Annotated in this window: 9 protein-coding genes; 4 read left to right on the forward strand and 5 right to left on the reverse strand. The window is 54.5% G+C overall.

The annotated features are described in order from the left end of the window. Window positions 1–474 precede the first annotated feature (474 nt). Window positions 475–2040 carry a TerC family protein gene (locus QMZ65_RS20400; protein WP_283216594.1) on the forward strand — a complete coding sequence of 522 codons (1566 nt, stop codon included), beginning with the start codon at window positions 475–477 and terminating at the stop codon, window positions 2038–2040. A gap of 50 nt (window positions 2041–2090) precedes the next feature. Here the strand turns inward: QMZ65_RS20400 and asmA are convergent, their stop codons facing one another. The 3 genes from asmA to udk all read right to left on the reverse strand — a co-directional run bounded on the left by asmA (window position 2091) and on the right by udk (window position 5336). Next, a complete protein-coding gene (gene asmA, locus QMZ65_RS20405) occupies window positions 2091–3893 on the reverse strand; it encodes an outer membrane assembly protein AsmA (protein ID WP_283216595.1) in 1803 nt (600 codons plus the stop codon). Between the two features lie 135 nt (window positions 3894–4028). Then, the gene (dcd, locus tag QMZ65_RS20410; RefSeq protein WP_034824828.1) at window positions 4029–4610 is read right to left on the reverse strand and encodes a dCTP deaminase; all 582 of its coding nucleotides are present in this window, start codon (window positions 4608–4610) and stop codon (window positions 4029–4031) included. Between the two features lie 87 nt (window positions 4611–4697). Beyond that, window positions 4698–5336 carry a uridine kinase gene (gene udk, locus QMZ65_RS20415; RefSeq protein WP_034824830.1) on the reverse strand — a complete coding sequence of 213 codons (639 nt, stop codon included), beginning with the start codon at window positions 5334–5336 and terminating at the stop codon, window positions 4698–4700. 229 nt (window positions 5337–5565) lie between these two features. Here udk and QMZ65_RS20420 point away from each other — a divergent pair, with 229 nt between their 5' ends. The 3 genes from QMZ65_RS20420 (at window position 5566) to yegD (ending at window position 10308) form a co-directional block, all read left to right on the forward strand. Beyond that, window positions 5566–6180 carry a phosphatase PAP2 family protein gene (locus QMZ65_RS20420; protein ID WP_160832695.1) on the forward strand — a complete coding sequence of 205 codons (615 nt, stop codon included), beginning with the start codon at window positions 5566–5568 and terminating at the stop codon, window positions 6178–6180. Window positions 6181–6328: 148 nt separating this feature from the next. After that, window positions 6329–8893 (forward strand): diguanylate cyclase, encoded by a 2565-nt coding sequence (locus QMZ65_RS20425; RefSeq protein WP_283216596.1) that lies wholly within the window; start codon window positions 6329–6331, stop codon window positions 8891–8893. 62 nt (window positions 8894–8955) lie between these two features. Beyond that, complete coding sequence (gene yegD / locus QMZ65_RS20430) at window positions 8956–10308, forward strand: molecular chaperone (protein ID WP_160832693.1); 1353 nt, start codon at window positions 8956–8958, stop codon at window positions 10306–10308. A 137-nt stretch (window positions 10309–10445) separates the two neighbouring features. Here the strand turns inward: yegD and QMZ65_RS20435 are convergent, their stop codons facing one another. Both QMZ65_RS20435 and QMZ65_RS20440 read right to left on the reverse strand, forming a co-directional pair. Continuing rightward, the gene (locus QMZ65_RS20435) at window positions 10446–11786 is read right to left on the reverse strand and encodes a carbohydrate porin (RefSeq protein ID WP_283216597.1); all 1341 of its coding nucleotides are present in this window, start codon (window positions 11784–11786) and stop codon (window positions 10446–10448) included. Between the two features lie 213 nt (window positions 11787–11999). Then, the gene (locus QMZ65_RS20440; protein ID WP_283216598.1) at window positions 12000–12962 is read right to left on the reverse strand and encodes an aldo/keto reductase; all 963 of its coding nucleotides are present in this window, start codon (window positions 12960–12962) and stop codon (window positions 12000–12002) included. Between the last annotated feature and the right edge of the window lie 12 nt (window positions 12963–12974).

Below are 12974 nucleotides of genomic sequence, written 5' to 3' on the forward strand. Positions count from 1 at the left end.
GCTAATCCCGTGCACGATCACAATTCATAACATTAAGAAGCTAAACAGCGCGCTATTAACAACTTCGGCGCAGACATTTACTAACACGTTGCTATACTAGTTATTACTGGCTTGTTTACAAGTAGGCCCCGTGTCCCCTGCACTATTTTAGGAAAAAGACTACCAGCCATAAGTATTGATGCCATCCCTTTCAGCCCATTCCTGCGTAAAATTCAGAATAATTCGATACTCACCTTCGGACTGCTTCGCATTAAAAACGTACGCTTGCGCGTGAATATTAGAATTAATCGTCACTATCACGATGCGGTGAAGTTTATCCATACATTCATCTTATCGATGAAATGTACCTTCTCAGAATATGCCTAAAACTCCGGGCAACAGGGTGATATCGCGCGATTTGCCTCATTTGTACCTTGCCTGCTGATTCACTATCATCAGACAAAACGCATTTTCAGACATTCAGGTGATGAAAGCATGATGGAGTGGATCCTCGATCCGTCGCTCTGGGCAGGGTTAGTCACGCTAATCGTTCTCGAGCTGGTGCTGGGTATTGATAATCTGGTTTTTATTGCCATCCTGGTCGAAAAGTTACCGCCTGCGGCGCGTGACCGGGCGCGCGTAATCGGTTTGCTGTTGGCGTTGCTGTTGCGACTGGTGTTGCTGGCATCGCTTTCCTGGCTGGTGACTCTCACGCAACCGCTATTTACCCTGTTCCAGCACAATTTCAGCGCCCGCGATCTATTGCTGCTCTCAGGCGGGCTGTTTCTTCTTTATAAAGCCACGACGGAACTCAATAGTCGTCTGGAAGGCAGCGACGAAGAGAGCGGTCAAAGTAAGAACGGTGCTAAATTCTGGCAAGTGGTCGCGCAAATTGTGGTGCTGGATGCCATCTTCTCGCTTGATGCGGTGATTACCGCTGTAGGCATGGTGAACGAACTGCCGGTGATGATGGCGGCGGTCACCATTGCCATTTTACTCATGCTGCTGGCGAGTAAGCCGCTCACGCGCTTTGTGAATGGTCATCCAACCATTGTGATTCTCTGCCTGAGTTTCCTGCTGATGATTGGCTTCAGTCTGGTGGCGGAAGGCCTCGGCTTTATTATTCCGAAGGGCTATCTCTACGCGGCGATTGGTTTCTCAATCGTGATCGAGATGTTTAATCAGCTGGCGCTGTTTAATCGCCGCCGCTTCCTCACCGCCGGACGCCCGCTGCGCCAGCGTACCTCTGAAGCCGTGCTGCGCATATTGCGCGGTGAAGCCCAGCGCGCCGAACTGGACGCCGATACCGCCTCATTGATCAGCGACAGTGATGAAGGTGCGTTATTCAATCGCCAGGAGCGGCGCATGATTGCCCGCGTACTCGGTTTAGGGCAGCGGCAGATCAGCAGCATCATGACGTCACGCCACGATATTGAGCACATCGATCTGAGTGAAGATCCCGCCGCGATCATGGCTAAGCTGGATAACAATCAGCACACCCGCATCCTGATTACCGAACGCGGGCACGATCCGCTCGGCGTGGTGCATGTGATTGATTTGCTCCATCAGTCGCTGCACAGCCATTCTCTCGATTTACGTGCTTTGGTGAAACAGCCGCTGATCTTTCCCGAACGCCTGACGTTATTGCAGGCACTGGAGCAGTTCCGCCACGCCCGCACCCATTTTGCGTTTGTGGTCGATGAGTTTGGATCGGTGGAAGGCGTGGTCACCCTGAGTGACCTGATGGAAACCATCGCCGGGAATCTGCCGAATGAAGGTGAGGAGATTGATGCGCGTTATGATATCCAGCCGTTGCCGCATGGAGGTTGGGTGGCGAACGGACATATTCCTCTGGAAGATTTGGCAGCCTATGTGCATTTGCCACTGGATGAGAAACGTAATTACCACACGCTGGCCGGATTATTAATGGACAGCCTGCAACATGTGCCAGAAGAGGGAGAAGAGTTACAGGTAGGGGATTATTTATTGCGCACGCTGCAGGTGGAAAATCATCGGGTACAGAAAGTGGAGATTGTGCCCGCGCCTGAGCTGGCAAGGTAACCAACGCCGTTATGCCTAATCAAACCAGGCATAACGGCATTTTACGTGGATTAAGGTTGTTGTACCTCAGGCTTTTGGCGATCCAGCCACTCGTTAAGGCGCGACTTCGCTTCACTCTGCAACTGCTGGCGCACCACATCGTCAACCGGCAGTGAGTACTGCAAGTTGTTCCAGCCACCGTACATCCGCAGTGGAATTGCCTGGCCATTGAGCAGAGTCGCTAACTTATCGTCGCCTTTCCAGCCGCGCAGCATCATATTGAAGGTGACGTCGAGCTGTTGGTTCACCACATCAACCGTGCCTTTGGTCTGCACTGCCAGCCGGTTACTGCCACCCTGCAGATCTGGCATGACAACCTTGCCCTGATTCAGGCTAATACGACCGCTCAACTGCTGAATCCCCTGTTCGTCCGGCTCATCATTGGTCACGCTATTGCTCACGCGCGCCACGGCACGGCGCACCATCTGTTGCAGATTAAGTTGGGCGAGTTGCAGGTTGGTGGCCTCCAGCTCGGCATTACCCTGCCAGTTACGCTTCGCTTCATCCACGCTCAGGCCCGTGCCGCTGAGATCGCCTTTCAGGGAGACCGTGCCCTGCAAACTCTCCGGCAGTTCCAGCGCTTTCATTAAGGGTGCAATGGCGATGTTTTCAATTTCCGGCTGCAGGGCGACTTTGGTCACCGGCTGGCGGATATCAATGCTGCCCGGGATCGAGAAGTGCCCATCGCCAATTTTCCCCTGCAGTTTGTTCAGGATCATCAACCCTTCCTGATTGCTGGCATCGATCTGCAGATTGCTCAGCGTCAATCCGCGCCACACGCTGGAATCCGCATTCAGACTCAGCGTTAAATCCATCAGATTTAACGGCGAGTCAGCGTTGGTACGCGTGCGTGGTTCAGCAATCACCGGCGTGCGCGTCACGCTGGCGTGCTGTGGGGTGCTGTTGTCGCTGGCGGGCGCGCTGGCCATCAGATTATCAAGATTCAATGTCGTGGCATGTAAAGCCAGATTGAGCTGCTGCGGCAACATTAAACGCCCTTCGGCACTGCCATCCAGCGTGCTGTCGTTGGCCGTCAGCTGCATCTTTTGCAACGAGAATTGCTGTTTATCGGCATTCCACTCACCCTGCCCGCTCAGCGCCCCTTTGATGCCCTGCGGCGGGAGGTTAGCGCCGTCCAGCGTGTAATCCATCTCTTCTATCTGCCCCACCAGCCGATGCGGATACTGCGCCACATTCATCTGCCCTTTAAGGTTGACGCTAACATTGCGCTGATTGCGTGAAATGCGCGTGGCGAGTTCGATGCTGGCATTTTTGCTGGCATCCTGATCAAGGTTGAGATTGAGATTACGGAAGTTATATTCATCGCCACCGGGCTGCTGCCAGATCAGCAGACTGTCGGCGAGGCGCAGTTTAGCAATGTCGAATGACCAACCATTGGTGCGCGTCACCACCGGTTCCGCGTCCGTGGGCGCCACCGGTGCACCACTCGGTTTCTGGGCGGCGCTGTCTGGCGTAACACGAATGACGGCATTTTTCAGCATCACCTGGCTGACGCTTAGCTGATGCGACAGTAGCGGCCAGAGGTTGACATCCAGACGCATATTTTCTGCAGTGACCATCGGCTGGCTGGCGCCAGGTGCGGTCAGGCTCATGCGCCCGGCGAGAATACTGAGTTGCGGCCAGACGTGCCATCGCAGGCCACCACTGACTTCAAGTTGATAACCACTGCGCTGTTCTACCTGCTGTACCATATAGGTACGAAAGTCGTTGGGATTGACCAGCAACACCAGTGCCGTCATGCCCGCCACGACCACCACTAACAGGATGGCCAGCGTCGTTATCACTCTTCTCATAATCCCTCATCACCGTCATTCTTCATGCTGCAGCGGCGTTGGCTGCGTTCATTTACCCCAGTCACACACTGATGCCAGCTACCGGGGATTCACCCTCTTACCGCTTTGCCGCACGTTGAATCATTCAGGCGAACATCAGTCTTTGTCGATACGACTGGCATCGGCACCCTGCTGACCACGATATTTTGCATCTTCGCGGCGGTTATAAGGGCGTGCCGCTGGGCCAGACAACGGTTCAAAGCTCAATGCGCCAATCAACATGCCCGGACGCAGCGCCAGCGGCAGCTTACCGGAGTTGTAGAATTCCAGCACAATGCGGCCCTGCCAGCCTGGATCGATACGGTGTGCCGTCACGTGCACCATCAAGCCCAGACGCGCCAGCGAGGAGCGGCCATCCAGCCAACCCACCAGATCATCCGGAATCGTGACCGATTCCAGCGTCACTGCCAGCGCTAACTCACCCGGATGCAGGAAGAACGCTTCCCCTTCCGGCAGCACAATCTCATCGCTCATTACGCGATCCAGTGCGGCGCTGACTTCGTGTTTTGGACCACTCAAATCAATAAATGGCGCAGTGTGACCACTGAAGGTGCGGAACTGATTGCCGAGGCGCACGTCCACGGTTGCGCCATTAATGCGCTCAACCGGTGGGCGCGGATCAATCGCCAGTTTACCGTTGTCGAGCCAGGCTTCAATGTCGCGATCGCATAATCTCATCGCAAAGTCTCCATGCTTTAAGTGTAGCGAAAGGTCGCCACTGTTGTGACAACCTTCACGCGTCACGTCCATCCGGACGCAGTATTTTCAAAGATATTGGTTAATCTTGGCTTTGAGAATATCGATGGCGATGCGGTTCTTCCCGCCACGCGGCACGATAATGTCAGCGTATTGTTTGGAGGGCTCGATAAACTGCAGGAACATTGGACGCACGGTCTTCTGATACTGGCTCATCACCGAATCCATGGAACGACCACGCTCATTCACATCGCGCTTCATGCGACGCATCAGACAGATATCCAGCGGGGTATCTACGAAGATAGAGAAGTTCATCTCCTGACGCAGACGCGCATCGGTCAGCAGCAGAATGCCCTCAAGGATGATCACTTTTTTCGGCTTAAGATGAATACAGTCACTGGTGCGCGTGTGTTCAACGTAGCTATAAACCGGCAACTCAATATCCTGACCCGCCTTTAACGCGCGCAGATGCTGCAACAGCAGATCGTGGTCCATCGCGCTGGGATGGTCATAGTTGGTTTTCACCCTCTCTTCCATGGTGAGGTGGCTCTGATCTTTGTAGTAGGCATCTTCGGGGATCACACCGATATGCTCGTCACCGACCTGGTCACGGATTTCACGATAGAGCGTGCTGGCAATAAGACTTTTTCCGGATGCGGATGCACCTGCGATGCCAACGATCACGCACTGATGAGACTTGTCAGTCATACTTTTTTAAGACCTGATAACTGGAGCCAATTGAAGCCGAAACCGCAATGGGCCGATTGAGAGGGTTAGTTGGCGGCAATTATAGGTATTTCACCTGTTTGATGCCAGAGAAATGGGCCCGCCGCTTTTCAGAATATCCCCTTTTGCAGCCAGACGCTTAATCGATACACTGTTCTCCTGCCCGAGTTGAGTACCACTCAGGTTGACTCAATAAAGCCCAAGGAAAAATATGAGTTGGAAAACCCTGACCTATTTTGGTGACAGCATGTTGCTGATCCCGACCGCCGTGATTATCGCGCTGGTGTTGCCGTGGAAAAGCGACAACCGTCAAACCGTCTGGTATTGGCTGCTCGCTTTTGGCCTGGCGGGCTTGCTGGTCAGCCTGTCTAAAATTCTGTTCCTCGGGTTTGGCATTGGCAGCGCCAGATTTAACTTCACCGGATTCAGCGGCCACAGCGCCATGTCAGCAACGCTCTGGCCGGTGATGATGTGGCTGGTTTCAGGCCGTTTTCCGACCTTTTGGCGCACACTGACCATTGGTATTGGCTATCTGATCCCGATGATGGTCGGCCTGTCACGGCTGGTGATCCACGCGCACTCCTTCAGTGAAGTGCTCACCGGCCTGATGCTGGGCTTCACGCTGAGCAGCGCCTTCCTTGTCACACAGCGTCGCACCGCATTGAAAGGCTTCAGCCTGGCGCAAGTGTGTGTCGCCCTGCTGGTGCCGCTGGTGTTGATGAGTCATGGCCGGGTGGCCACCACGCAGCAATTTCTTGAACGTTTTTCCGCCCATCTCGCCGGATTAGAAAAACCCTATACGCGTGCCGATCTGTTTCGCGATTAATCTTTTTTTGTCAGGGCCAAAACATTCATTGAATCAGGGCTAAACTAGATTCTGCGCAGACATCTGATGCAGATGTGCTAGCATGCAAAACAGAGAATGATTGGCGCATTTTTCGACCTGTAACGAATGCGCGCTGCTGGATTCGTGCATGACCCTCGAAATATTGACCTCACAGGATCGACCGCAAAGAAAATGGCTCAATGCTCTATTTTTGGGAGCATTAGCCTTTTTACTGACGCTGTTTTGTCTCGAACTTATCGTTGTAAGCGGACGTATTTCCCCGCTTTGGTACTCCACCGCCCTGATGACGGTGGTGGTTTTTCGCGCCCCCTCAAAACATGTTCCGTTGCTGCTGCTCAGCTGTGTGATTGGCACCTCGCTGGCCAATTTAATCGTCATTGGTCCGGCGCTGAGCAACCTTAAATTTTCCATCCTGAATATGCTGCAGGCGATTCTCGGCGGTTTGATGCTGCGCGCGCTGCTGGATCGCAGAAATCCCCTGAATTCGCTACTCGATTGGGTGCGATTTGCCGTCTGCGCCGGGTTGATTGCGCCGCTGATTGGCGGTGTGGTGGCGGTCTGGATGCTGCAGGTGGGCCATCGCGCGTCGTTGCCCTTCTTTTCTACCTGGGTGATCTCCGAAGTGATTGGCGTGCTGGCATTCGGCCCCGTGCTGTTGTTATGGCCCAACAAACCGCTGCGTCACTTAATCACCCCCGGTCGTCAGCTGGAAACGCTGCTGACACTGTTCGTCACCCTGCTCGCCAGCTATTTGTCGCTGCGTTTTCTGCCGTGGCCGTTCACCTTTATTGTGGTGATCCTGTTTTGGTGCGCGGTGCGGCTACCGAAGTTCGAAGCCTTTTTACTGTTCTTTCTCAATGCCAGTTTTATCTCCATTCTGCTGGCATTCAGTTTCGTTAACCTGGCACAGACCGGTCTGTTACTCGGCCAGGTCAGCAACTGGTTACCATTCCTGTTAGTGCTGCTACCCAGTCATGTGATGGCGCTGGTGATGGATGCGTTCCAGCGCGAAAAGCATCATATCAGCGAGAAGGAGACCCGCTTCCGCCATGCGATGGAGTATTCGGCGATTGGCATGGCGCTGGTGTCGCCCAATGGCGGCTGGCAGCAGGTCAATCAATCGCTATGTCACACGCTGGGCTTTCCGGCTGACGAGCTGAAAAAACTCACTTTCCAGCAGATTACCCATCCTGATGATCTCAACAGCGACCTGCAACAGCTGGAGCGTTTGGTGGCGGGTGACATCATGAGCTACACCATGGAGAAGCGCTATTTCCGCAAAGATGGCGAAATTGTCTGGGCGCGCCTCACGGTTTCTATGGTGCGCGATGCTGAAGACCAGCCGCTCTATTTTATTGCGCAGATAGTCGATATTTCTGAACTCAAACAGAGTGAACAAGTGAATCGCCGCCTGATGGAACGCATCACGCTGGCTAACGAGGCGGGCGGTATCGGCGTATGGGAGTGGAACCTGCTGAGCGGTGAGATGCTGTGGGACAAGCGCATGTACGAGCTATTTGCGCTCGGTCCGCATCAGGTGCCCACCTATGACGTGTGGTTGCATCTGATGGAACCAACAGAACGCGAAACGGCCGCGCTGATCGTGCAGCAGGCGATTGAAAGGCGCAGCGCTTTCCATATGGAATACCGTGTCAATCTGCCCAGCGGCTCGCGCTATGTGCGCACCGAGGCTAACCGCATTCTCAGCCAGGATGGTCAAATCGAACGCATGCTCGGCATCTGTCAGGACATTACACCACTGCGCGCCCTCAACGAAGCGCTATTCCAGGAAAAAGAGCGTATGGCGATCACCCTCGATTCGATTGGCGAAGCGGTGATCAGTACCGACGATGAGATGCGCGTGACCTTTATGAACCCGGTGGCCGAAACGCTGAGCGGCTGGCCTCAGGAAAAAGCGGCGGGAGTGGCGTTAAGCGAGCTGTTAAATATCACGCGCGGTGCTAACGGTCCGCGCGTAGAGAATTTGCTGCTGTGTAACTTGCCGGGCATAAAAACCTCACCCGACCTGGAAGAAGAGCTGGTGCTGCACACGCCGGAGGGTGTGCAGGTAGAGATTCACTACAGCATTACCCCTTTGAAAACCCTCACCGGCGCCAGCATCGGTGCGGTGATGGTTATTCAGGATGTCAGTGAATCACGCAAAATGATGAAGCGCCTCAGCTACAGCGCCTCGCACGATATGCTGACCCGGCTGCCAAATCGCCACAGCTTTGAACAGCAATTAAAACGCATGGTGAATGATGCGGCAGCCAATCACAGCCAGCACGTGCTGGTGTTTATCGATCTCGATAAATTCAAAGCGGTGAATGACAGCGCAGGTCATGCGGCAGGCGATGCCCTGCTACGTGAACTGGCAGAGTTGATGCAAAAACACCTGCGCAGCAGCGATCTGCTGGCGCGTCTGGGTGGCGATGAATTTGGCGTGTTGCTACCGAACAGTCACGTTGACCAGGTGCGCGATGTGGTTCAGCGCATTGTCACCTCAGTCAACGAATACACCTTCCTGTGGCACGATCACCCTTATCACGTGGGCGCCAGCGCCGGAATCACGCAGATTGATCAGCACAACTGCATCAGCAATGTGGTGATGTCACAGGCGGATGTCGCTTGCTATAGCGCAAAACATGCGGGCCGTGGTCAGTATCACGTTTATCAGGAAGTTCAAATGTGATCATTGCCAGCCCGCGCTGGCTGCGCTAAAGTCGCCCCCTTTTTTCTGGCATGGGGGATAAAATGTTCATTGGATTCGATTACGGCACGGCCAATTGTTCTATCGCAGTGAGCGATAACGGTACACCGCGCCTGCTGACACTGGAGAACGGTCAGCGTCTGCTTCCCTCCATGATTTGTGCACCCACGCGTGAAGCGATCAGCGAATGGCTGCACCGCCATCATCAGGTGCCGACACCGGATACCGAAGGTACCGCGCTGTTACAGCGCGCACTGCGTTACAACCGTGAAGAAGATATCGATGTCACGCCAGGCAGCGTGCAGTTCGGCCTGACCGCGCTGCAACAATATATGGTGGACCCGGAAGAAGTGTGGTTCGTGAAATCACCGAAATCCTTCCTTGGTGCCAACGGCTTAAAACCACAGCAAATCGCCTTCTTCGAAGATCTGGTGTGCGCCATGATGCTGCACATTCGCCAGCAGGGCGAAACCCAACTCGACCGTCCGATTGAGCAAGCCGTGATCGGCCGCCCGATCAACTTCCAGGGCCTTGGCGGCGAAGAGGCAAACCAGCAGGCGCAGGGTATTCTGTTGCGTGCAGCGAAGCGTGCGGGTTTCCGCGACGTGGAATTCCAGTTTGAACCGGTTGCCGCCGGGCTGGACTTTGAAGCAACGTTAGAGAAAGAAACGCGCGTGCTGGTGGTCGATATCGGCGGCGGAACCACCGACTGCTCGATGCTGTTGATGGGTCCAGAGTGGCGCAATAAAACCGACCGCCGCGAAAGTTTACTGGGCCATTCAGGTTGCCGCGTGGGCGGTAACGATCTGGATATTATCCTCGCGTTCAAAACCCTGATGCCTTTACTGGGTCTGGGCGGTAACACGCAAAAAGGCACCGCCCTGCCCGCACTGCCGTGGTGGAACGCGGTGGCGATTAACGATGTTCCGGCGCAAAGCGACTTCTACTCTGCCGCGAGCGGTAAACTGCTGCGCGATTTGATTCGCGATGCAGAGCAAGGTGACAAAGTGGCGCACCTGCTGAAAGTGTGGCAGCAGAAGCTGAGTTATCGTCTGGTGCGTGCGGCGGAAGAGAGCAAAATCGCCTTGTCCGAATTGCCGGAAACCGAAGCGTCGCTGGCGTTTATCGCCCAGTCACTGCAGGCTGATATCAGCGCCACGCAACTGGAAGAAGCCATCAACCAGCCACTGGAGCGCATCCTGGAGCAGGTGCATCTGGCACTCGCCACCTGTGAAACCAAACCGGAAGTGATCTACCTGACCGGCGGCAGTGCACGTTCGCCAGTGCTGCGTGCGGCATTGCAGCAGGCCTTGCCGGACACGCCAATTGCGGGTGGTGATGACTTTGGCTCAGTGACCGCCGGTCTGGCGCGCTGGGCAGAAGTGATGTTCCGTTAATCGCAACCGCGACCTGCACCTTCGGCCACCGCACAAGCGACTGACTCGCCGGCTGAGGCGAATGGCGTTGTGCCACTATGGGTAAGCGACAAAAAATGGCGGCCACCCTGGCCGCCATTTTCATCTATATCCGCGAATCAGAAATTAATATTCGCCGCGATGCCACCGACAAACGCATCTTTCACTTCACTCACTGCACCCGGTGCCACCACATACTGCAGGTTCGGACGCAGCTGCAGCCATTTGGTCAGCTGAGCGTTGTAATAGATCTCATAGTTATATTCCGAGCCATCCTGAATCGGCAAATAGGTCGGGCTGTTGAAGTCAGTTTCGCCGTTAGCGTTGTTCTGCTCACGCAGCGAACGGGTATAGGCGCTATTCACGTGGATACGCGCCGCACCGACACCGATTTCATCCTGTGGACGCGCATCAAACGGCCCTTTCCAGGTGAAGCTAATGGACTGGTAGTTGTCGGTTTTCGAGGTTTTGTGGTCGTTCATCACCGCCTGTACCGTCACGCCCAAACCACGGCTGGCGTCACCGCCCTGCGCTGTCAGCTGCTGTTGCATCAGCACGTAGCCACCGTAGGCGTGATCCTGGCTCTGATAAGCGCCATCGCGCCAGCTGCCATAGTTATCGCTGTTGGCTGACGAGTAGTAATACCCGATACGGTAGTTACCCGGCAGTTTGTCGGCACCGAAAGTCGGTTTCCAGCCCAGTTCCACCGGCACCATATTGCCTTCGGAATTGCTGGTGTCGAGACGGAAGCCATCGCCGCGATCGTAGTTGGAACTGTTCTGGTTATAGAAGCCGACCTGGAAGAACACTTCCGGCGTGATGTTGAACTTCACACGGCCGCCCCACTGGGAAACCGGCCAGTTAAACCAGCGATCGCCACGCCAGTTACCCGCCTGACCACTCCCAAAAGCCAGGTTCTGGAACTTACTGTCGAAGTTATCGAAGTCTTCACCGACAGTGACACGACCGGCTTTCAGGTTAACCGCGTCATCAAACAAACCTTTGCTCAACCAGAACTGCGTCAGGCGCCAGGTTTGTCCACGGCCATACACTTCCTGCGTTGAAGAGAGCATGCCCGTGCGACGATCGGCGACCTGATCGGAGATGTTTTGCCCATTACGGTCAGTGATGGTCATCTGGAATTGCGCATCCTGCCAGTTCAGCAGTTTTTCCAGGTCAAAGTTGGCGCCAAACGCCCACTGATCGCTGTAACGCATGGAAGTGTTGGTATCCGCGCCGCCGCCGAGGTTAGAAGCGCTCTCCATGGTGTAGTTGACGTCGAATTTGATGCCGTCTTTTTCCAGCTGCGTTCGGGAACCACCCCAATCGCCGAACATGTAAGGTGAGTCATAGCTGAATGCATCAGCCGCCATTGCTGATGTACTCAACATCGCAAACATCAGGGTGCCCGCTGCCAGACGGGGCATATGCTGCACTGCTTTTTTTCTGTTCATGATCATTATTCTTTTGTGATGTAACGGGAAAGGGTCGAACAGAGGATAGTGCTGGCGCTATGTCAATTTTTGCAAATATGTGCGCACTCATTGGCAGGGTGATAGTTAATTAACGCAACTGTGACAAGGGTCTATGAATGAATATGTTTTTACAGAAATGGCATTTTTTGCATGGCAAAAAAACAAAATAAAGCGGGACGCCGTCGCGTCCCGTGAGGATTACGCCTTACTGACGCTCGCCAGTTCCTCGATCTCTTGCTTACTCAACTCTAACTCAGTGGCTTTCACCAGTTCGTTAATCTGCTCCAGCGAGGTGGCACTGACGATAGGTGCGGTGATGCTCGGACGAGCAATCTGCCACGCCAGCGCGACCTGAGTCGCTGATGCATCGTGTGAAGCCGCCACATCCTCCAGCGCTTCGACAATGCGCTTGCCGCGCTCGTTAAGATACTTCTCGACGATGCCCTGCCCGCGTTTACTCTTGCTGGCATCTTCCGGCTTTTTGTATTTGCCGCTCAGGAATCCGCTGGCCAACGAGTAGTAGTTGATCACGCCGAGGCCATTTTTAACCGCCACCTGCTCCAGCCCACCTTCATACTCCTGGCGGTCATACAGGTTGTATTCTGGCTGTAGCGTTTCATAGCGCGCCAGCCCCTCTTTTTTGCTGATATCCAGCGCTTCCTGCAGGCGTTTTGCGTTGTAGTTGGAGGCGCCAATTGCACGCACTTTGCCTTCTTTAATCAGCGAATCAAAGGCTTTCAGTGTATCGACCAGCGGCGTATCCTGGTCGTCGCGGTGCGCCTGATAGAGATCGATCACATCGGTTTGCAAACGACGCAGCGAATCTTCCACTGCCTGACGGATGTAAGCCGGTTTTAGCCCGGTTTTCTCCGGAGACAGCTCCATCCCCACTTTCGTCGCCAGCACGATACTGTCGCGCTTGCCGCTTTTTTTCAGCCATTTACCAATGATGGTTTCAGACTCGCCCCCTTCATTACCGGGAGCCCAGCGCGAATAAACGTCCGCGGTATCGATAAAGAACAGCCCTTTTTCCACCAGCGCGTCGAGCAGTGAGAACGAGGTTTTCTCGTCGACTGTCCAGCCGAAAACGTTGCCGCCAAAAGTGAGAAGCGGAACCTGAATACCACTGTCGCCAAGCTGACGGGTTTTCTGTTGACTCATTTTGTTCTCCTT

The organism is Pantoea sp. EABMAA-21, from assembly GCF_030053335.1.
GTDB classification, from domain to species: domain Bacteria; phylum Pseudomonadota; class Gammaproteobacteria; order Enterobacterales; family Enterobacteriaceae; genus Pantoea; species Pantoea communis.

Coding starts and splice junctions, on each gene's coding strand:
- QMZ65_RS20420 (WP_160832695.1), top strand. CDS start 5,566: ATGAGTTGGAAAACCCTGACCTATTTTGGTGACAGCATGTTGCTGATC.
- udk (WP_034824830.1), bottom strand. CDS start 5,336: ATGACTGACAAGTCTCATCAGTGCGTGATCGTTGGCATCGCAGGTGCA.
- asmA (WP_283216595.1), bottom strand. CDS start 3,893: ATGAGAAGAGTGATAACGACGCTGGCCATCCTGTTAGTGGTGGTCGTG.
- yegD (WP_160832693.1), top strand. CDS start 8,956: ATGTTCATTGGATTCGATTACGGCACGGCCAATTGTTCTATCGCAGTG.
- QMZ65_RS20400 (WP_283216594.1), top strand. CDS start 475: ATGATGGAGTGGATCCTCGATCCGTCGCTCTGGGCAGGGTTAGTCACG.
- QMZ65_RS20425 (WP_283216596.1), top strand. CDS start 6,329: ATGACCCTCGAAATATTGACCTCACAGGATCGACCGCAAAGAAAATGG.
- QMZ65_RS20440 (WP_283216598.1), bottom strand. CDS start 12,962: ATGAGTCAACAGAAAACCCGTCAGCTTGGCGACAGTGGTATTCAGGTT.
- dcd (WP_034824828.1), bottom strand. CDS start 4,610: ATGAGATTATGCGATCGCGACATTGAAGCCTGGCTCGACAACGGTAAA.
- QMZ65_RS20435 (WP_283216597.1), bottom strand. CDS start 11,786: ATGATCATGAACAGAAAAAAAGCAGTGCAGCATATGCCCCGTCTGGCA.